This window comes from Variovorax sp. Varisp36 (genome assembly GCF_047304235.1).
Classification (GTDB): Bacteria; Pseudomonadota; Gammaproteobacteria; order Burkholderiales; family Burkholderiaceae_C; genus Variovorax.
Map to the genome: position 1 here is coordinate 64,291 of NZ_JBGLYU010000007.1, position 19,261 is coordinate 83,551.

Annotated in this window: 17 protein-coding genes and 2 tRNA genes; 13 read left to right on the top strand and 6 right to left on the bottom strand. The window is 64.6% G+C overall.

Annotated elements, in window-relative coordinates; genetic code table 11:
* Nucleotides 1-207 precede the first annotated feature (207 nt).
* Nucleotides 208-456 (bottom strand): nucleoside 2-deoxyribosyltransferase, encoded by a 249-nt coding sequence (locus tag ACCD11_RS06635; protein WP_413313194.1) that lies wholly within the window; start codon nucleotides 454-456, stop codon nucleotides 208-210.
* A 65-nt stretch (nucleotides 457-521) separates the two neighbouring features.
* Nucleotides 522-598 (bottom strand) — tRNA-Arg (locus tag ACCD11_RS06640).
* A 243-nt stretch (nucleotides 599-841) separates the two neighbouring features.
* Here ACCD11_RS06640 and ACCD11_RS06645 point away from each other — a divergent pair.
* Both ACCD11_RS06645 and ACCD11_RS06650 read left to right on the top strand, forming a co-directional pair.
* A complete protein-coding gene (locus ACCD11_RS06645) occupies nucleotides 842-2,212 on the top strand; it encodes a glycosyltransferase (protein WP_413313107.1) in 1,371 nt (456 codons plus the stop codon).
* Nucleotides 2,212-3,165: a hypothetical protein gene (locus ACCD11_RS06650; RefSeq protein WP_413313195.1), complete on the top strand. Its 954-nt coding sequence runs from the start codon at nucleotides 2,212-2,214 to the stop codon at nucleotides 3,163-3,165. Before ACCD11_RS06645 ends, ACCD11_RS06650 begins: the two co-directional genes overlap by 1 nt.
* A 111-nt stretch (nucleotides 3,166-3,276) precedes the next feature.
* Here the strand turns inward: ACCD11_RS06650 and ACCD11_RS06655 are convergent.
* The 3 genes from ACCD11_RS06655 to ACCD11_RS06665 form a co-directional block, all read right to left on the bottom strand.
* Nucleotides 3,277-3,353: transfer RNA gene (locus ACCD11_RS06655), tRNA-Pro, on the bottom strand.
* Nucleotides 3,354-3,398: 45 nt separating this feature from the next.
* The gene (locus ACCD11_RS06660; RefSeq protein WP_007836635.1) at nucleotides 3,399-4,103 is read right to left on the bottom strand and encodes a glutathione binding-like protein; all 705 of its coding nucleotides are present in this window, start codon (nucleotides 4,101-4,103) and stop codon (nucleotides 3,399-3,401) included.
* Between the two features lie 108 nt (nucleotides 4,104-4,211).
* Entirely contained in the window at nucleotides 4,212-5,891 is a 1,680-nt protein-coding gene (locus ACCD11_RS06665) for an FAD-dependent oxidoreductase (RefSeq protein WP_413313109.1), read from the bottom strand.
* A gap of 138 nt (nucleotides 5,892-6,029) precedes the next feature.
* Here ACCD11_RS06665 and ACCD11_RS06670 point away from each other — a divergent pair, with 138 nt between their 5' ends.
* From ACCD11_RS06670 to ACCD11_RS06685, 4 genes are all read left to right on the top strand, one after another.
* On the top strand, nucleotides 6,030-6,908 hold the full coding sequence (locus tag ACCD11_RS06670; protein ID WP_007836639.1) for a GNAT family N-acetyltransferase: 879 nt from the start codon (nucleotides 6,030-6,032) through the stop codon (nucleotides 6,906-6,908).
* Nucleotides 6,909-7,054: 146 nt separating this feature from the next.
* A complete protein-coding gene (ppk1, locus tag ACCD11_RS06675; RefSeq protein WP_237726152.1) occupies nucleotides 7,055-9,193 on the top strand; it encodes a polyphosphate kinase 1 in 2,139 nt (712 codons plus the stop codon).
* A gap of 19 nt (nucleotides 9,194-9,212) precedes the next feature.
* Nucleotides 9,213-9,674, top strand: coding sequence for a SixA phosphatase family protein (locus tag ACCD11_RS06680; RefSeq protein WP_413313111.1), 462 nt, complete (start codon nucleotides 9,213-9,215; stop codon nucleotides 9,672-9,674).
* A 199-nt stretch (nucleotides 9,675-9,873) separates the two neighbouring features.
* A complete protein-coding gene (locus ACCD11_RS06685) occupies nucleotides 9,874-10,722 on the top strand; it encodes a hypothetical protein (RefSeq protein WP_413313113.1) in 849 nt (282 codons plus the stop codon).
* A gap of 6 nt (nucleotides 10,723-10,728) precedes the next feature.
* Here the strand turns inward: ACCD11_RS06685 and ACCD11_RS06690 are convergent, their stop codons facing one another.
* Entirely contained in the window at nucleotides 10,729-12,249 is a 1,521-nt protein-coding gene (locus tag ACCD11_RS06690) for a Ppx/GppA phosphatase family protein (RefSeq protein ID WP_007836646.1), read from the bottom strand.
* A 262-nt stretch (nucleotides 12,250-12,511) separates the two neighbouring features.
* On the opposite strand from ACCD11_RS06690, the gene pstS reads away from it, so the two are divergent.
* From pstS to phoR, 7 genes are all read left to right on the top strand, one after another.
* A complete protein-coding gene (gene pstS, locus ACCD11_RS06695; RefSeq protein ID WP_007836647.1) occupies nucleotides 12,512-13,546 on the top strand; it encodes a phosphate ABC transporter substrate-binding protein PstS in 1,035 nt (344 codons plus the stop codon).
* Nucleotides 13,547-13,578: 32 nt separating this feature from the next.
* Nucleotides 13,579-14,661 (top strand): phosphate ABC transporter permease subunit PstC, encoded by a 1,083-nt coding sequence (gene pstC, locus ACCD11_RS06700; RefSeq protein WP_413313115.1) that lies wholly within the window; start codon nucleotides 13,579-13,581, stop codon nucleotides 14,659-14,661.
* Nucleotides 14,658-15,542 (top strand): phosphate ABC transporter permease PstA, encoded by an 885-nt coding sequence (gene pstA / locus ACCD11_RS06705; RefSeq protein ID WP_007836649.1) that lies wholly within the window; start codon nucleotides 14,658-14,660, stop codon nucleotides 15,540-15,542. Before pstC ends, pstA begins: the two co-directional genes overlap by 4 nt.
* Nucleotides 15,543-15,559: 17 nt before the next feature.
* Nucleotides 15,560-16,342: a phosphate ABC transporter ATP-binding protein PstB gene (pstB, locus tag ACCD11_RS06710; RefSeq protein WP_007836650.1), complete on the top strand. Its 783-nt coding sequence runs from the start codon at nucleotides 15,560-15,562 to the stop codon at nucleotides 16,340-16,342.
* A gap of 9 nt (nucleotides 16,343-16,351) precedes the next feature.
* Nucleotides 16,352-17,053 carry a phosphate signaling complex protein PhoU gene (gene phoU / locus ACCD11_RS06715; protein ID WP_007836651.1) on the top strand — a complete coding sequence of 234 codons (702 nt, stop codon included), beginning with the start codon at nucleotides 16,352-16,354 and terminating at the stop codon, nucleotides 17,051-17,053.
* A 131-nt stretch (nucleotides 17,054-17,184) separates the two neighbouring features.
* On the top strand, nucleotides 17,185-17,877 hold the full coding sequence (gene phoB, locus ACCD11_RS06720; RefSeq protein ID WP_007836652.1) for a phosphate regulon transcriptional regulator PhoB: 693 nt from the start codon (nucleotides 17,185-17,187) through the stop codon (nucleotides 17,875-17,877).
* 44 nt (nucleotides 17,878-17,921) lie between these two features.
* Nucleotides 17,922-19,259, top strand: a complete 1,338-nt coding sequence (gene phoR / locus ACCD11_RS06725; protein ID WP_007836654.1) for a phosphate regulon sensor histidine kinase PhoR — start codon at nucleotides 17,922-17,924, stop codon at nucleotides 19,257-19,259.
* Nucleotides 19,260-19,261: the final 2 nt, after the last annotated feature.

Consider the following 19,261-nt stretch of genomic DNA (forward strand, 5'->3'; position numbering starts at 1 on the left):
ACCGCTGCTTAGTAAGAACGCCGGTGACATCTGCGAGCGGCACGTCAGCGTGGTGACGCAGCCTAAGCAGCTGCCTTCAGGACCTGCGCGAGTTGCCGAAGCGCCTCTTCGGCGGATGCTGCGAACCTCACCGAGCACGCCAGCATGAGGTTCAAAGGGAGCCCGAGGTCTTCGACGATTAGCCCATTGGCGTCTCGAAGCGCGCCATCATCTCCACGGGTCGTGCGCATGCCTGCCTTCACTCTGTCGGCATAGCTGCCGGGCTGTATGCCGTAAGCGACGACCGGCAAGCCACGGGGCCACGGCCACGCCCACCTCCAAGACGGTGCCTGAGTCCGGCTCGACGCCGCGGAACGGTGCTAGATTCGCGATGACACCATCTGCCTGCCGGAGCAGCCCCATGTTGGTGGCGTAGATCCGTTGGGGCAACTCGGCCTCCGGAGCCCAAGGCGGCACCAGTCCATCTGAGGGGGCCAGCGGTTCCAGGCCAAACTTGTTGCATGTGGTCTGGAGCAACAAAATGGCCTGCCCGGAGGGGATCGAACCCCCGACAACCTGCTTAGAAGGCAGGTGCTCTATCCAACTGAGCTACGGGCAGATTCCAGGCTGAAGGGAAGCCCGGAAAATCAACGACTTAGATGCTTTACCTTCAGTCGGCAGCGGCGGATTCTACCGAGTTCCGCGCCTTGACTTGCGGGGCGGGACCGTAGTTCGAATCCGTGTGGGAGCCGAATCGAGTTTGATTGGAGGAAGTCTAATTTCGTAGTCAGGGAAGGTCTGACCGAATCCGCGTGGCGCCAAAGCTGCGCGAGGGGGTTGAACACACTGTTCAGCACGTTTCTTGAGCGTTACATTCCATGGAACTATCAAGGGCGATATGAACGAAGATGGTCAAAAAGCACTGCCATTGCTTTACCTGTCGGTTTCAGGGAAATTCCTTATCGCGTTAATTGGTGCCACCGCGTGGATGGGATTTTCAATATGGGCTGCGGAGGCGTGGCTGGCCGATTTGAAGAGTTACCTCGGTACCGTGCTGGCCATTTTCCTGGTATATGGAATTGCCATTATTCCGGGCTTCATGAATGCCTTCATGGCCATAAGCCTGCTGCTCGACAAGAGGCCGACCCATTCCCCGCTGTCCGTCTATCCCCCAATTTCCATTCTGGTGGCCGCTTACAACGAGGAAGCCTCCATTGAGGAGACGCTTGCCAGCATCGGGCGCCAGAATTATCCCGGCGAACTGCAGGTTCTCGTGATCAATGACGGATCCACGGACAACACTTCTCTTGTCGTCCAGCGAACCAAGGATCAGTACCCCTGGCTCACCTTCGTCGATCTGAAAAAAAACGGAGGCAAAGCCCGGGCCTTGAATATCGGATTCAAGGAAGTCTTGCATGACCTGGTTGTTACCGTGGATGCCGACTCTTTTCTGTACCGAGGAGCGCTCGCCAGTATTGTCGAGCGTTACCGGGCCGATCCACCCAATACCCGGGCCGTCGCAGGAAAAATCCTGGTCCGGAACTCGAGGCAAAATTGGATCACCCGCTGCCAGGAATGGGACTATTTTCACGGTATCGCAGCAATCAAGCGGGTGCAATCGCTGTTCCAAGGCACATTGGTTGCGCAGGGTGCGTTTTCCATTTACGACCGGGCCGCGCTGATCGAGGTTGGAGGGTGGCCTGAGTGCGTGGGAGAGGACATCGTGCTGACGTGGGCCCTGCTGAAAGCCGGGTACCGGGTGGGTCACTGTGAGGATGCGTGCTTGTTTACCAATGTGCCCAGCACCATCAGGCAGTTGGTCAAGCAGCGCCAGCGATGGGCACGCGGCATGACCGAGGCCTTTGTCAAGCACCCGGGAATCCTCTTCAAACCCAGGTTGTCGACATTTTTCATTTATTGGAACCTGGTGTTTCCATGGCTGGATCTGGCATACACCATCGGATTCATTCCAGGAATCATATTCGCGCTTTTCGGTTATTACTGGATTGTGGGCGTAATGACGCTCGCGCTGATACCGGCGGCATTCGCGTTGAGTCTTCTGATGTTTTCAATCGAACGCAGAATGTTCAAAAAAACGGGCTTGGTCGTGCGAAAAAATATCCAGGGCTTCTTCGTTTATGTGCTCTTGTACAGCCTGCTGCTGCAGCCCGCCAGTATTCTCGGATATCTGGATGAGCTGTTCAGAAAGCCCAAGGCCTGGGGGACGAAATGATGGGGGCATTGAGATATTCCATTGCCGTCCTCTCTGGGGCCGTGGTGCTGGCTGGACCCTGTAAAGCCGACGAAGAAAAAGGCAAGGAAAAACCAAGCGACATGGCTTTTGGCACGGAATTTTTCCTGACCAGCGACAGCGACAATTTTCAATCGAGGAGGGTGTCGGCCGAATTCTTCCCCGCTTTCGAGAATGCCGATCGCTACCTGGGTTTTCGTCTCTCCGACTACCAATACAAGCAAAATAGCTGGCAAAGGGCCGGAAAGAAGATTTCATTTCTAGCCCGTTCGATCGAATCCAGGACTGGCGATGGAGGGGCCCTGGAGGCCGGCCTGTTTCAGCAGGGAGGACACACGCTGCTGACACTGGACGGCAGTTACCGCATGTCACCCACGAAGAGTACCGCGGTGGAGTTTCTCGTAACCCGCGACTGGGTGGAAACTCCGAAGTCCCTGGACCGCGGGATCGATTTTTCGTTTGTCGGGGTTGCCGTGGACCAGGGGCTGGGAAGCCATTTGACTCTGGTCGGACTGCTGGGGCAGCAATATTTTTCGGACGGCAACCGACGGGACCATGCCCGCCTGCGGCTGATCTATCAGCCGTCACTCGATCTGGGGCTGACCTTGCAGGCGCGCTACCGAACGTACCGAAGCACCCATGAGGACGTGGACAGAGCCTATTTCAATCCGAAGAGCTACAGCGAGTCGATGCTGGCGATCGGCTGGCGGCACCGCTTCCAGGGATGGACGGCTTCCCTGACGGCGGGGCTTGGCAATGAGACGATCAATCACGATTTGAATCAACCAACGAGATTGTTCGACCTGAGCCTTCAAAGTCCGGTCAGGGGCTCGCAGGTATTTCGTTTTGGCGCGGGCTACAGCCGCAGCACTACCTTTTCGGGGCCCAGCTACCACTACCGATACCTGCGCGGCGAATGGGTGGTCCTTTTTTGAGCGCAAGGCCCGCACCCGAAGTGAACACTGCCGACGGCATACAGGGACACCATCACGCAGAAACGAAAATGCGGACAGCCACTTGAGTGACTGTCCGCATTGCGTTTTCTATGGTCGGGGCGAAAGGATTCGAACCTTCGACCCTCTGGTCCCAAACCAGATGCGCTACCAGGCTGCGCTACACCCCGACAAGCCTTTGATTCTAGCCCGGATATTGACTCTTCTCGGACTTCTCAGCGTTTCTCGTACTGCGTCTTGCCAAAAAGAATCTCGCGCTCCTTGTCGCCGGTGATCGGCTGGCGCAGGTCGGCCAGCACTTTCACGCCGCGCTGCACGGCGGGGCGCGCGGCGATGCCGTCGAACCAGGCCTTCAGGTGCGGAAAGTCGGTGAGGGTAATGCCCTGGTTCTCCCAACTGCGAAGCCATGGAAAGATTGCAATGTCGGCAATCGAATAGCTCTTGCCGGCAATGAACCTGTTTTTCGACAACTGCTTGTCGATCACGCCGTACAGGCGCTTGGCTTCGTTGCTGTACCGGTCGATGGCATAGGCGATCTTCTCGGGCGCGTACAGACGGAAGTGGTGCGCCTGACCGAGCATGGGGCCGACGCCGCCCATCTGGAACATGAGCCACTGCAGCACGTCGTAGCGTTCGCGATCGCCGGTGGGCAGAAACTTGCCGGTCTTGCCCGCAAGGTAGACGAGGATGGCGCCCGATTCGAAGAGCGAGATGGGTTTGCCATCGGGACCGTCGGGGTCGGTGATGGCGGGGATCTTGTTGTTCGGGCTGATCTGCAGGAACTCGGGCGCGAACTGATCTCCCTTGCCGATGTTCACGGGGTGCGCGTGGTACGGCAGGCCGCATTCCTCGAGCATGACGTGAACCTTGTGGCCGTTCGGCGTGGGCCAGGAATAGACCTCGATGGGTGATGCGGGCATATCTACTTGCACTCCGTGATGTGATGCGAGCCCGGCAGCATATACGCGGCCTTTCGAACGCGTGCGGGGCGCAAGTGTTTGGCCTAGCTTGGCGGATGGATGCGCGCCTCAAGCCACGGCCGAGGCCTGCGACAGGTGCTGATGGATCAGCGCGACCGCGGCCGCGCCCTCGCCGATGGCGCCGCCCACGCGCTTGACCGAACCCGATCGCACGTCGCCCACGGCGAATACGCCCGGCACGCTCGATTCGAGCGCCGCGGCCGGCCGCGCCGGAAAGCCGCTGCTCGCGGCGGCGCCGGTGAGCACGAAGCCGTGCTTGTCGACGGCCACCCCGCAGCCTTCGAGCCACGAGGCTTCGGGCTCGGCGCCAACGAACAGGAAGATGTTGCGCGCCGGGCAGTCATGTTCGGCGCCGCTGGTGTGACAGCGCCATGTCGCTCCGGTGAGGCCTTCGTCGGAGTCGCCGTGCAGGCGTACGAGCTCGGTGTGGGGCTGCAGCGAGATGTTGGGTGTGGCCTCGATGCGATCGATCAGGTAGCGCGACATGCTGGCGGCCAGCGACGGGCCGCGCACGAGCACGTTGACCTTGGCCGCGTGGCGCGACAGGAACACCGCCGCCTGTCCCGCCGAGTTGCCGCCGCCCACCAGCGCCACCTCTTGCTGCGCGCAGATCTTCGCCTCGATGGCCGAGGCCCAGTACCAGATGCCGCGGCCTTCGAATTCGGCGAGACGCGGTACTTCGGGACGCCGGTAGCGCGCGCCGCTGGCAATGACGACGGTGCGCGCATGGATCGTGCGGCCATCGGCCAGGGCAACGGCCAGGCTGTCGAGGGCGTTGTCGCGCGAACAGTCGAGCGACACCACCTTGGCTGGAATCAGCATCTCGACGCCGAACTTCTGCGCCTGCACGAAAGCCCGGCCCGCCAGCGCTTGCCCCGAGATGCCGGTCGGGAAGCCCAGGTAGTTCTCGATGCGCGCGCTCGCGCCCGCCTGGCCGCCGAAGGCGCGGCAGTCGAGCACGATGACGCGCAGGCCTTCGGAGGCCGCATAGACGGCGGTGGCGAGCCCTGCCGGCCCGGCACCGACGACGGCCACGTCGAACAACTCGTTGCGCTCGGCGGTGTCGACCATGCCCAGGCAGCGCGCGAGCGCGTCGTCAGCCGGGTTGACCAGCACCGAGCCGTCGGGGCACACGGCCAGCAGCTTGCTGGCGCCGTATTGCGCAAGCAGCGCGGCGGCGTCGGGGTCTTCGGCGGCGTCGACCAGGTGATATGGATAGCCGTTGCGGCGAAGAAAGTTCTCCAGCCGTGCCATGTCGGGCGACTGCGGCTGGCCTATCAGCACCGGGCCGCTGGCGCCGGACTCGATCAGCGCCACGCGCCGCAGGATCAGCGCGCGTGTGATGCGCTCGCCCAGGTCGGCTTCGGCCACGAGCAACGCGCGCAACTGCGCGGGGGAGACGAGCAGCGCCTCGACGTCTTCGTCGGCATGGCCATCGACCAGGGCGGGGCGGCCGCTCAACTGGCCGACTTCGGCCAGGAATTCGCCCGGCCCCTGCCGCACGATGGGCACGACGTGGCCAAGGCCGTCGCGCTGCGTGACGGCCACCACGCCCTTGAGCAGCACGAACATGCCGGGACCGGTTTCCCCGGCGGTGAAGAGCCGGCTGCCGCGCGCAAACTGCTGCACGGTGCCGAAGCGCGCAATGCGCGCAATCTCGGTGTCACTGAGGACAGGAAAAGTCTGGTGAAGGCGGTTGCTGTCGGTGCCGTTTGCGTCGAGGGCCATGTGGGGAAACTCCATGTCGCGAATCCACTGCATTAAACGACGAAGCGGCGCGGCGCAACATCGTCATGCGGCTGCAATCTTCCTGACACGCGCGCTTCATGGCAGGTGCGGAGACTCCCTCGGCAGAAAGGGTTCCCCATGAAAGAACTGCCCAACCCGACGTTTCCGCTTTCACAGATCGGGCTGCGCGCGGCCTTGTGGCCCGCTCCCGCGACCGGTGTGCCTGCCGTTGCCCGCACGTCGGTGCCCCAGGCGCCTGCTGTCATCCTGCCGCCGGTTGCCGATACCAAGCAAGGCATCACCGTGGGCTGGGCCCGTCACCTGGACGACGTGCGAGCCGCCCAGCGACTGCGCTACGACGTGTTCGTCGGCGAAATGGGCGCCCGGGTCTCCTCGCCGCTGGCCGGCCACGACATCGACCTGTTCGACGATTTCTGCGAACACCTGCTGGTGCGCGACGAGCTGACGCAGCAGGTCATCGGTACTTACCGCGTGCTCACGCCGGCCCAGGCCCGCCGCGTCGGCAGCACCTACAGCGACACCGAGTTCGACCTCACCCGGCTGCGCGACCTGCGCGAGCGCATGGTCGAGCTGGGCCGCAGCTGCGTGCATCCGGACCACCGCCAGGGCGGCGTGATCCTCGCGCTGTGGGGTGCACTGGCTGGCTTCATGCATCGCAACAAGCTCGACACGATGATCGGCTGCGCGAGCATTCCGATGTCACACAACGGTGTCACGAACGGCGACGCGGCGGCCAGCATCTGGCGCCAGGTGTCGGCCAAGCACATGGCGCCGATCCAGTACCAGGTGCAGCCCCGCCTGCCGCTGCCGGTCGAGCGTCTCGACAGCACGCTCGACGTGGAGCCGCCGGCGCTCATCAAGGGCTACCTGCGGCTGGGCGCCAAGGTGCTCGGCGCGCCGGCCTGGGACCCGGACTTCAACGCGGCCGACCTGCCGATGCTGATGCGCATCGACGATTTGCCGGCGCGCTACCGCAAGCATTTCCTGGGCGCATGAAGCCGGCGGCTGCCCCGTCCCACGACGGGCACAAGACGGCGGCGGTGGCGTCACGAGAATGTCATGAGAGCGTCACAAATGACATCGACACTGTCATATTTCCGCCTACGTGTGCTCCCGTGCCGCTTGCTCCAGAATCAGTGCCCATGTCACTCGCCCCCGCAGACCGGTCGCCAGCCGTCGCGGCGCCCACGTTCACGCTGCTCGACCGCGACCACAGCATCCTGTCATTCAATGAACGGGTGCTCGACTGGGCCCATCGGCCCGAGGTGCCGCTGATCGAGCGGCTGCGCTACCTTTGCATCGTGTCTTCCAACCTCGATGAGTTCTTCGAGGTTCGCGCCGCGCCGCACCTGATCGCGGGCAGCGCCGGCGACCGCAAGGGCGTCTACACCGTCGAGTCGTTCGAGCGGCTGGCCGAAGCGGCACACAAGCTCGTGGCGCGCCAGTACGCGCTGTACAACGACGAGTTGATGCCGACCTTTGCCACGCACGGCATCCACATCATTTCGCACGGCGAGCGCAATCCGGCTCAGCGCAAGTGGGTCGGCGAATACTTCGAACGCGAGGTGCGCCCGCTGCTGATCCCGGTCGGGCTCGACCCGGCGCATCCGTTTCCGCAGGTGGCCAACAAGTCGCTCAACTTCATCGTGCGGCTGGGTGGCAAGGACGCGTTCGGGCGCGAGAACCCGATCCAGATCGTGAAGGTGCCTCGCGTGCTGCCGCGCCTGATCAAGATGCCGGCCAAGGTGTCGGACGGCAAGACGCTCTTCGTGGCGCTGTCGAGCGTGGTGCGTGCGCACCTTGCCAGCATGTTCCCGGGGCGGGAGGTGGGCGATTTTTCGCAGTTCCGCGTCACTCGGCATTCCGACCTGGCAGTGGACGAGGAAGACGTGAAGAACCTGCGCACCGCCTTGCGCCAGGGGCTGCAGCATCGCCACTACGGGCAGGCCGTGCGACTGGAGGTGTCGGCGAGCTGCGCCGAGTCGCTCGCGAGCTTTCTGCTGGCGCAGTTCAACCTGCCGCTGCAGTCCCTGTACCGCGTGCACGGGCCGGTCAACCTGGCACGGCTCACGCAATTGGCTGACTTGCTCGAGGAGCCGCAGTTGCGGTTTCCGCCATACCCGGCGTCGTACCCGGTCACGCTGTCGCCGGCGCAGTCGTTCTTCGAGCGACTGCAGCGCGGCGACGTCCTGATCCACCAGCCCTTCGAGAGCTTCGAGGGTGTGCTTGCGTTCCTTCGCGAAGCGGTGCTCGATCCGCATGTGTTGGCGATCAAGCAGACCATCTATCGCACGGGTACCGATTCCGAACTGATGGACCTGTTGCGCGAAGCGGTGCGCCGCGGCAAGGAAGTCACGGTGGTGGTGGAGCTGAAGGCACGCTTCGACGAAGAGGCCAACATCAACTGGGCCGAGATGCTCGAGTCGATCGGCGCGCAGGTGGTGTACGGCGTGGTCGGCCTGAAGACCCACGCCAAGATGCTGCTGGTGACGCGGCGCGAGGGCAAGCAGATGCGCCGCTACGGCCATCTGTCCACGGGCAACTACAACCCGCGCACGGCCAGGCTCTACACCGACATCAGCCACCTCACGGCCGACCCGCTGCTGACGGCCGACATGGAAGCGGTGTTCGTGCACATGGCCAGCCAGAGCCGGCTGCCCAGACTCAACCGCATGTGGCTGGCGCCGTTCGACCTGCACAAGAACATCACGGCGCAGATCGACGCGCTGGGCATGGCCGCTGCGGCAGGCCACCCCACGCGCATCGTCGCCAAGATGAACGCGCTGACCGACGAGGAGATCATCGCCTCGCTGATCCGCGCGGGACAGAAGGGCGTGAAGATCGACCTGATCGTGCGCGGTGCGTGCACGCTGCCCGCGCAGGTGCCGGGGCTGACCGACAACATCCGCGTGCGCTCGGTGATCGGGCGCTTCCTGGAGCATTCGCGGGTCTTCTATTTCCGCAACGGCGAGGACGAGTCGCTGTACCTGTCGAGTGCCGACTGGATGAACCGCAACATGATGCGGCGTATCGAACTCGCTTGGCCCGTGACGGACGCCGCGCTGCGCCAGCGGCTGATCGACGAATGCCTGGTGGCCTATCTGCACGACGGGCGCGATGCCTGGGACCTGGGTGCAGACGGCATCTACACGCGCGTCGACCACGACACGCATCCGGGCGAGGACGGCGTGGCGCGCGCCATCGAGGCTCATGGTGCGCAGTCTGCGCTCATGAACCGCTATGCTTCACGAGGGCATCTGCGCGATGCATCCAGCAACTGACGCACGAAGGACCATGACCATGGACTTGATCTTCTGGCGCCACGCCGAAGCCGAGGACTGGACCGAGGGCTGCGACGACATGCAGCGCTCGCTCACCCCGCGCGGTGAGAAGCAGGCCAAGCGGATGGCCGGCTGGCTGGACCGCCAGTTGCCCGACGGCACGCGCATCATCTGCAGCCCCGCGCGGCGCTGCGAGCAGACCGCGCTGGCCCTGGGCCGCAAGTACAAGCTGCGTTCGGAACTCGCGCCCGACACCACGCCCGAGGCGCTGCTCGGTGCGGCCGGCTGGCCCAACGGCAAATCGGTGGTGCTGATGATCGGCCACCAGCCCTCGGTGGGGCAGGCCATCTCGCTCCTGCTCGGCCTCAAGCAGGACAGCTGTCCGGTGCGCAAGGGCGCGCTGTGGTGGATCCGCACGCGCGAGCGCGACGGCGACGTGCAGACCGTCGTCGTCACGGTGCAGTCGCCCGAGCTCATCTAGCCCCCCGGCCTGCCGCTTCCGGGCAGGCGCTTTGTCATGGTTGCAGACCGGGTGGGGCGGGGCGCTTGTCTCCCTGGAAAAGGGGCGCACCGCTCATGTGCGCAAGCGGCGCAATTTCTACAGTGACTCCACGGCAGTTCGCTTGACCCCGATGAGGGGAAAGGCCATTGCCAGTCGGCCACCTCACTGGGGAACACGCATGAAACTGCTCAACCTCTCGCCAAGAAGCTTCACGAACCTGCTGCGGGAAAGCGCAGGCATGTCGTTGAAAATGCTGACTCCCTTGCTTGTTGCCGCAGCCCTTGTGTCAGGGTGCGCGACGGACAAACCCCTGCCTGCGCTGCAGGTCAGCCGCGATGCCGCCCGGTCGGTGGCGAAGGTCGAAATCATCTACAACCAGGAGGACGAACTGATCGTCGTGGATGGCGGTGGTTCGGGGCTGACGAGCTTTGCCGGGTTCCTGGGGCCCATCGGCGCGCTGCTGGCACTTGGCATCGATACCAACAGCCGGATGACGACGGCCGACCGCACGGACCGGCGCAGCAAGGAGTTCACGGCCGCGGTGAGGAACAGCGGTGTGCCCATGGGGCTCAACAGCTATTTCGCAGAGCGGCTGGCGGCGCGCCTGCGGGACGGCGGCCGCGAGGTGAAGCTGACGCCTTTCATGCGCGCGACTGGAAAGCTCCCCGAGATGCAGGTGCCGGAACTCCAGCCGACCCCCGGCTACGGCACGTTGATCCTGCGGATCACGACTGCCTATGGGGCATCCGATGCGACTTCGAGCTTCAAGCCCATCGTGGCGGTCGAGCAGTTGCTGAGAGACGAGCATCAGGCTGTCCTCTACCAGGCAAGCCATACCTCCGACTTGAGTCAGCCGACCTACTTCCGGTATGACGGCCTGCTCAACGACCCCGCGGTTGCCCGGGAAGGGCTGAGGCAAGGGCTTGCCCAGGTCGTTCAGCCTGCCTATGCCGGCATGTTCGGGGACGACGAGCCTCGCATGGCCCATGTGGCAGCCGGTCGGACGGTTGGCCCCGATCCCAAGTAAAGCGGCTCAGGCCCCGCTGAGTTCCACGCGCCAGGTGCTGGTCTTCTGCCAGGCCTGCACTTCCTCACGCAGGAGGTGTGCGGACTGCGGATAGGCTTCGGCCCAGTCGGGCGCGCAGGCAATCGTGAAAGCCCTGGCGCCCAATGCCGCGAGATGCAGCGCGAGCGGATCGGGATCGCGGCGTGCATGGCACAGGATGATCGCGAGCCGAAGCGACAGCAGCTGCATGACGAAGGTCTCGTCGTCCAGCGCGATTTCGAGCTTGCGCAGCTTGCCGCGCTGGCCAAGCACCAGCTGGCCGAGCGCGTGCATCTCGTTCACCGCGAAGCCGGGCGCGTCGGTGTTGTCGAGGATGTAGGCGCCGTGCTTGTGATAGTCGCTGTGCGAGACCAGCGTGCCGATCTCGTGCAGCTGCGCCGCCCAGCCCAGTTTGCGCAATGCGCGGCCGGCGCGGCTCGACGTGCTGCCGCCGCGCGCGGCGGGGGAGAGCTGCACGAACAGCGACGCGGCCGTTTCGCCCACGCGCTTGGCCTGGGCCGCATCGACCGAAAACCGGCTGGCCAGACGGGCCACGGTGGCCGTGCGCATGTCGGCCACGCTCTCGTCGCGTTCCAGCAACTCGTAGAGCACGCCGTGGCGCAATGCACCCTGCGCCACCTTCATCTCCTCGATGCCGAGCAGGTCGAACACCGCGCGCAGCACGCTCACGCCGCCGCCGATCACGGCCTTGCGATCCTCGCGCATGCCGTCGATGCGCAGCTTGTCGGCGCTGCCGGCCTTGAGCAAGCGGTCGAGCAGCCAGTCGAGGCCTTCGCGGGTGACCAGGCCCGATTCGGCGCCCGCGGCAGCGAGCACGTCGCCGACCGCGCCGATGGTGCCCGAGGCGCCGTAGGCCACGTCCCACTGGTCGCGGGTGTAGCTGCCGAGCGCGTCGTCGAGCACGGCCTTGGCGGCCACTTCGGCGGCGCGGAAGGCTGCGGGCGTGAACTGGCCCTCGGCGAAGTGCTTCATCGACCAGGCGACGCTGCCGACGCGGTACGACTCGACCAGTTCGGCCTCGAGCGCGTGGCCGATGATCATTTCAGTGGAGCGCCCGCCGATGTCGACCACCAGCCGGCGCTCGCGCTCGGATGCGTCGGTGTGCGGGAGCATGTGCGCCACGCCCTGATAGATGAGGCGGGCCTCTTCCCGGCCCGGGATCACGTCGATGCCGAAGCCCAGGATGGTGCGTGCACGCAGCAGGAACTCTTCGCGGTTGCGTGCTTCGCGCAGCGTTTGCGTGGCTACGGCTCGCACCTGCGAGCGCTTGAAGCCGGCCAGCCGCTCGCCGAAGCGAGCGAGGGCGTCCCAGCCGCGCTGCATGGCTTCGGTGGTGAGGTTGCGCGCGCTGTCCAGTCCGTTGCCCTGGCGCACGGTCTCCTTGAGGTATTCGGTGCGGTGGATCTGGCCGTGATCGACCTGTCCGATTTCGAGCCTGAAGCTGTTCGAGCCCAGGTCGACTGCTGCGAGGCGGGTGCCGTTTTGCATGTGGTTCCGAGAAGAAGGCGGGTGTCTTGTTGTGTTTGATCGTAGCGCCGTGACAGAGCGCGCAGCCTCCAGATTCGCGCGACAGCGAGGCTCGCAAGGCTAGGCGCGGACCATGACGGTTGCGTGACAGCGTCACATGGATCGCGGGGGAAACGAAGGCATTTTCCCTCGACAGAGGGGTGTCACACCGATGTCACACAAGCTTTCTAGAGTCCGTTCAAGCCCAAAAAAGGGACTACTTCTTACTTCTAAAGGAAGCTTCATGAAAACGACGTTCAAATTTGCAACAGCCGGCCTGGTGGCCGCGGTGTTCTCCATTTCCGCCTTCGCCCAGGACGTGACCGGCGCCGGCGCCAGCTTCCCGGCACCGCTGTACGCCAAGTGGGCGTCCGACTTCAACAAGGCCACCGGCGTCAAGATCAACTACCAGTCGGTCGGCTCGGGCGCCGGCATCAAGCAGATCGAAGCCAAGACCGTCGATTTCGGCGCTTCGGACGCTCCCCTGAAGGACGACGAACTGCAGGCCAAGGGCCTGATGCAGTTCCCCACCGTCATCGGCGGCGTGATCCCCGTGGTCAACATTCCCGGCATCAAGCCCGGTGAGCTGAAGCTCAACGGCCAGGTCTTGGGCGACATCTACCTCGGCAAGGTCACCAAGTGGAACGACCCCGCCATCAAGGCGCTGAACGGTTCGCTGAACCTGCCCGACGCCGCCATCGCCCCGGTTCGCCGCGCCGACGGCTCGGGCACCAGCTTCCTGTTCACCAACTACCTGAGCAAGGTCAATGCCGAGTGGAAGAGCAAGGTCGGCGAAGGCACGGCCGTGAACTGGCCCACCGGCGCGGGCGGCAAGGGCAATGAAGGCGTCGCAGCCTTCGTGAACCGCCTGCCCAACTCGATCGGCTACGTCGAGTACGCCTACGTCAAGCAGAACAAGATGACGTACGCCCAACTGCAGAACGCCGCCGGCACCTTCGTGTCGCCCGACGACTCGGCCTTCAAGGCCGCCGCCGCCGGCGCCGACTGGAACAAGAGCTTCTACCAGGTGCTGACCAACCAGGCCGGCAAGGATGCATGGCCCATCACCGGTGCCACCTTCATCCTGATGCACAAGGTGCAGGACAAGCCCGCCAACGCCACTACCGTGCTCAAGTTCTTCGACTGGGCCTACAAGAGCGGCGACAAGACGGCCGACGACCTCGACTACGTGCCGATGCCCGACGCCGTGAAGGCGAGCATCGCCAAGGCATGGGGTGAAGTGAAGGATGCGTCGGGCAAGGCCGTCGCGTTCAAGTAATCCACCCATCAGTCCAGAAGAACGGCGTGTCCATGAGCAAACCCTCGCTCCAGGACGCGCCGCTTTCGTCTTTGCCGGAGCGACCTGTGTCATCCACCTTTCCCGCCGCTGCCACCTCCCTCGACCTCGCGGCCGAGCGCGGTCGTGCCACCGCCCCTCCGCCGCCCGTGAAGGCAGCGCGCTCCGGCCCGATGGCCGACCGGCTGTTCGGCTGGGCCGCCAAGGGCGCCGCGTTGCTGACGCTCGCGATGCTCATCGGCATCCTGCTGTCGCTGATCGCCGGCGCCTGGCCCGCCATTTCGAAGTACGGCCTCGGCTTCCTCACGAGCAGCGTGTGGGACCCGGTCAAGGACGAGTACGGCGGCCTGGTCATGATCTATGGCACGCTGGCCACCTCGATCATCGCGCTGGTGATCGCGGTGCCCGTGAGCTTCGGCATTGCGCTCTTCCTCACCGAACTTTCGCCCAGCTGGCTCAAGCGCCCGCTGGGCACGGCCATCGAACTGCTGGCGGCGGTGCCCTCCATCGTGTACGGCATGTGGGGCCTGCTGGTGTTCGGGCCGATCCTTTCCACCTGGGTGCAGCAGCCGCTGCAGAAGCTGCTGGGCGGCGTGCCTTACCTCGGCACACTGGTCTCCGGCCCGCCGGTGGGCATCGGCATTCTGTCGGCCGGCATCATCCTGGCGATCATGATCATTCCGTTCATCGCCTCGGTGATGCGCGACGTGTTCGAGGTCACGCCGCCGCTGCTGAAGGAGTCGGCCTACGGTCTCGGCTCGACCACTTGGGAAGTCGTCTCCAAGGTGGTGCTGCCCTACACCAAGGCCGGCGTCATCGGCGGCATCATGCTCGGCCTGGGCCGGGCGCTGGGTGAAACGATGGCGGTCACGTTCGTGATCGGCAACATGAACCAACTCAACTCGCTGTCGGTGTTCGAGGCTGCGAACAGCATCACCTCGGCACTCGCCAACGAATTCGCCGAAGCCGGCGCGGGCCTGCACCAGGCTGCTCTGATGTACCTCGGCCTCGTGCTGTTCTTCATCACCTTCGTCGTGCTGTCGCTCTCCAAGATGCTGCTGGCCAAGATGAAGAAGAGCGAAGGAGCCAAATCGTGAGTACCGCTCAAAACCTCTTGAACGCCAAGGCGCTTGCCGAAACGCGCCAGGCCCGGTTCGCTTCGCGCAACCGCGTCAACAAGATCGCGCTCACGCTGTCGCTCGCTGCGATGGCTTTCGGTGTGTTCTGGCTGGTGTGGATCCTCTGGGAAACGCTGCGCCAGGGCGTGGGCGGCCTGGCCATCGCCACCTTCACCGAGATGACGCCGCCGCCGAACGAGGTGGGCGGCATCGCGAACGCGATCTTCGGTTCGTTCGTGATGGTGGCGCTGGCCACCTTCGTGGGCACGCCCATCGGCATCATGGCCGGCATCTACCTGGCCGAGTACAACCCCAAGGGCTGGCTCGCATCCGTCACGCGTTTCGTCAACGACATCCTGCTGTCGGCGCCGTCGATCGTGATCGGCCTGTTCGTCTATGCCGTGGTGGTGGCCTATTTCAAGACCTTCTCGGGCCTGGCCGGTGCGCTGGCGCTTGCACTGATCGTGATCCCGGTGGTCATCCGCACCACCGAGAACATGCTGCAGCTGGTGCCGCCGGGCCTGCGCGAAGCGGCCTACGCGCTGGGAACGCCGAAGTGGAAGGTCATCCTGAGCATCACGCTGCGCGCTGCACGCGCCGGTGTGGTCACGGGTGTGCTGCTTGCTGTGGCGCGCATCGCGGGCGAAACCGCGCCGCTGCTCTTCACCGCTCTGAACAACCAGTTCTGGACCGCCGACGTGAGCCAGCCGATGGCCAGCCTGCCGGTCACGATCTTCAAGTTCGCGATGAGCCCGTACGAGAACTGGCAACAGCTGGCATGGGCCGGCGTGTTCCTGATCACGATTGCCGTGCTCGCCCTCAACATCCTGGCGCGGGTCCTGACGCGCACCAAACACTGAATCCAGAAGAAGACAACATGCCAAACACCGTCGCACAACAACCGTCGCGCTCGAAGATCTCGGTCAAGGACCTGAACTTCTACTACGGCAAGTTCCACGCGCTCAAGGGCATCAACCTCGAGATTCCCGAGAACAAGGTCACCGCTTTCATCGGCCCCTCGGGCTGCGGCAAGTCGACTCTGCTGCGGACCTTCAACCGCATGTTCGAGCTCTACCCGGAGCAGCGTGCCGAAGGCACCATCGCCCTGGACGGCGAGAACCTGCTTACCTCCAAGCAGGACGTGGCGCTGATCCGCGCCAAGGTCGGCATGGTGTTCCAGAAGCCCACGCCGTTCCCGATGTCGATCTACGACAACATCGCCTTCGGCGTGAAGCTGTTCGAGAATCTCTCGGCCAGCGAAATGGACGACCGCGTCGAGTGGGCCCTGAAGAAGGCCGCCCTGTGGACCGAAGTGCGCGACAAGCTGCAGCAAAGCGGCTCGGGCCTCTCGGGCGGCCAGCAGCAGCGCCTGTGCATTGCGCGCGGCATCGCGATCAAGCCCGAAGTGCTGCTGCTCGACGAACCGTGCTCCGCGCTCGACCCGATCTCCACCGCGAAGATCGAGGAACTGATCGCCGAGCTGAAGAATGAATACACAGTGGTCATCGTGACGCATAACATGCAGCAGGCCGCCCGCTGCAGCGACTACACCGCCTACATGTACCTCGGCGACCTGATCGAATTCGGTGCGACGGAACAGATGTTCTTCAAGCCGCAGCGCAAGGAAACCGAGGACTACATCACCGGCCGTTTCGGCTAAGGAGACACCATGACCGAGAAACACCTTTCCAGCCAGTTCGACAGCGAACTCAACGGCGTCTCGTCGCGTGTGATGGAGCTCGGCGGCATGGTCGAGTCGCAGATTCACCAGGCTGTGTACGCGCTGCTGCAGTTCGACACCGAAGCCGCCGACCGCGTGATGGAGACCGAGCACCGCGTCAATGCGATGGAAATCGACATCGACCGCGAGCTGTCGTCCATCATCGCGCGCCGCCAGCCGACCGCCCGCGACCTGCGCCTGCTGATCGCCATCAGCAAGACCACCGCCAACCTCGAGCGCGTGGGCGACGAGGCCAACAAGATCGCGCGCATGGTCAAGTCGATCATCGAGAGCGGTGCGGCCCGCCAGCTGCCGACGACCGAGCTGCGCATCGCGGCCGACCTGGCCTCGGGCCTGCTGCGCACCGCGCTGGACGCCTTCGCGCGCCTGGACACGGCCGCGGCACTGTCGATCCTGAAGGACGACGACCTGATCGACAAGGAGTTCGACGGTTTCGTGCGCAAGCTGGTCACCTACATGATGGAAGACCCGCGCACCATCTCCGCCAGCCTGGACCTGTTGTTCCTGGCCAAGGCCATCGAACGCATCGGCGACCACGCCAAGAACATTGCCGAGTTCATCATCTACATCGTCAAGGGCGCCGATGTGCGGCACACTTCGATGCAGGAAATCGAGTCCGCGCTTCAATGACAAACCCCCAGGCTTGCCCACTTCGTGTGGCCGCCAATCCCCTTGCAGGGGGCAACGCCAGCGGCCCGGCAAAGCCGGTTCCGCGGCGTTCGCTGGAAGGGACCGGGGCGACCATCAAGTGAGCAGATAACATGAAGAAACCCCGAGTCCTGATCGTCGAAGACGAGTCCTCGATCGCCGAGCTGATCGCCGTCAACCTGCGCCACAACGGCTTCGAGCCGATCTGGTCTGAAGACGGTGCGGCAGCACAACGCGAGATCGACGCCTTCCTGCCGGACCTGATCCTGCTCGACTGGATGCTGCCGGGCCAGAGCGGCCTGCAACTCGCGCGCCAGTGGCGCAAGGACCCGCGCACCAAGGCCATCCCGATCCTGATGCTGACCGCGCGCGGCGACGAGCCCGACAAGGTGGCCGGCCTCGATGCCGGTGCCGACGACTACATCACCAAGCCTTTCTCCACCCAGGAGATGCTGGCCCGCATCCGTGCGGTGCTGCGTCGCCGGGCGCCGGAAGTGGTGACGGAGCGCGTCGAGATCGGCGAACTGGCGCTCGACACCTCCACCCACCGCGTGACCTGGCAGGGCGGCGCGCTGAAGGTCGGGCCGACCGAGTTCAAGCTGCTGGCCTACCTGATGCAGCATGCCGAGCGCGTGCACAGCCGCGCGCAACTGCTCGACAAGGTGTGGGGCGACCACGTCTACATCGAGGAGCGCACGGTCGACGTGCACGTCAAGCGCCTGCGCGAATCGCTGGGTGCGGCGGCGCCGATGGTCGAAACCGTCCGCGGAGCGGGCTACCGGCTGACCGCCCAAGTCACGGTTTGACCGCAGTGGCGTCCCTTGGCCGCGGGCGCGGATAATCGCCCGCCATGCCTTTTCGCATAGCTACTTTTTTAATAGCGTCCCTTGCAATAGGAGCGGGCGCTGTCGCGATTTTTGGCTGGAAGTTCGGATGGCTGGGCGCGTGGCTGGGCGCGGTGCTCTGGCTGGCGCTCGATGCCTGGCGCGCCGAGCGGCTGATGCGGGTGCTGCGCAACGACGCGGCGGGCCTGCCGACGAGGGGAGCGGGCGTGTGGGGCGAGCTGTCGGAGCGCATCCGCAAGCTGCTGCGTGACCGCGAGCAGCAGACGCGGCAAGCCGAAGAGCGGCTGCAGGAGTTCCTCGCGGCCATCCAGGCCTCACCCAATGGCGTGGTGCTGCTCGACGAGCAGGGCCGCATCGAATGGTGCAACCAGACGGCCGCCAGCCAGTTCGGCATCGATGCCGAGCGCGACCTTGCGCAGCATCTGGCGAACCTCGTGCGCGATCCGGCCTTCGTCGCCTACCTTGCATCGTGGAACTACAGCCGCGACGTGGTCATCGACGCCTCCGGACCCGGCCACTCGCATCAGCGCCCCCACCTGGTGCGGCTGTCGGTGCAGGTGCATCCCTATGCCGGCAACCGCCGCATGCTTCTGACGCGCGACATCACGGCGCTGGAGCAGGCCGAGGCGATGCGGCGTGATTTCGTGGCGAACGTGTCGCACGAAATCCGCACGCCGCTGACGGTGCTGGCGGGCTTCGTCGAGACGCTGCAGAACCTGCCGCTCGACGCGGACGAACGCATGCGCTACCTGTCGCTGATGGGGCAGCAGTCGCACCGCATGGAAACGCTGGTGAACGACCTGCTGACGCTGTCGCGGCTGGAAGGCAGCGCGGCGCCTTCGGGCAACCAGTGGATCCGCATTCGTGCGCTGCTCGCACAGTGCGAAGACGAGGGCCGCGGGCTGTCGGGCCGTGTGGCGCCGCAGGGACACCGGCTGTCGTTCACCATCGAAGCCGAGTCCGAAGTGTCGGGCGCACCGACCGAGCTGCAGAGCGCGATGTCGAACCTGCTGAGCAATGCCATCCGCTACACGCCAGGCGGCGGCGAGGTGGCGGTGAGCTGGCGGGTGCTGCCTGACGGGCGTGGCGAATACGCGGTGAAAGACACGGGTCCCGGCATTGCCGCCGAGCACATTCCCCGGCTGACTGAGCGCTTCTACCGCATCGACCGCAGCCGTTCGCGCGAGACAGGCGGCACAGGGCTGGGGCTGGCCATCGTCAAGCACATTGCACAGCGGCACGGCACCGAGCTGCGCATCGAAAGCACGGTGGGCAAGGGTTCGCGCTTTGCGCTGGTGTTTCCCGCAGTGCGCGTGCGGGAAGCGCGCGTGCTGGCCAGGTAGCA

Coding starts and splice junctions, on each gene's coding strand:
- ACCD11_RS06650 (WP_413313195.1), top strand. CDS start 2,212: ATGGGGGCATTGAGATATTCCATTGCCGTCCTCTCTGGGGCCGTGGTG.
- ACCD11_RS06660 (WP_007836635.1), bottom strand. CDS start 4,103: ATGCCCGCATCACCCATCGAGGTCTATTCCTGGCCCACGCCGAACGGC.
- ACCD11_RS06665 (WP_413313109.1), bottom strand. CDS start 5,891: ATGGCCCTCGACGCAAACGGCACCGACAGCAACCGCCTTCACCAGACT.
- ACCD11_RS06670 (WP_007836639.1), top strand. CDS start 6,030: ATGAAAGAACTGCCCAACCCGACGTTTCCGCTTTCACAGATCGGGCTG.
- ppk1 (WP_237726152.1), top strand. CDS start 7,055: ATGTCACTCGCCCCCGCAGACCGGTCGCCAGCCGTCGCGGCGCCCACG.
- ACCD11_RS06680 (WP_413313111.1), top strand. CDS start 9,213: ATGGACTTGATCTTCTGGCGCCACGCCGAAGCCGAGGACTGGACCGAG.
- ACCD11_RS06685 (WP_413313113.1), top strand. CDS start 9,874: ATGAAACTGCTCAACCTCTCGCCAAGAAGCTTCACGAACCTGCTGCGG.
- ACCD11_RS06690 (WP_007836646.1), bottom strand. CDS start 12,249: ATGCAAAACGGCACCCGCCTCGCAGCAGTCGACCTGGGCTCGAACAGC.
- pstS (WP_007836647.1), top strand. CDS start 12,512: ATGAAAACGACGTTCAAATTTGCAACAGCCGGCCTGGTGGCCGCGGTG.
- pstC (WP_413313115.1), top strand. CDS start 13,579: ATGAGCAAACCCTCGCTCCAGGACGCGCCGCTTTCGTCTTTGCCGGAG.
- pstB (WP_007836650.1), top strand. CDS start 15,560: ATGCCAAACACCGTCGCACAACAACCGTCGCGCTCGAAGATCTCGGTC.
- phoU (WP_007836651.1), top strand. CDS start 16,352: ATGACCGAGAAACACCTTTCCAGCCAGTTCGACAGCGAACTCAACGGC.
- phoB (WP_007836652.1), top strand. CDS start 17,185: ATGAAGAAACCCCGAGTCCTGATCGTCGAAGACGAGTCCTCGATCGCC.
- phoR (WP_007836654.1), top strand. CDS start 17,922: ATGCCTTTTCGCATAGCTACTTTTTTAATAGCGTCCCTTGCAATAGGA.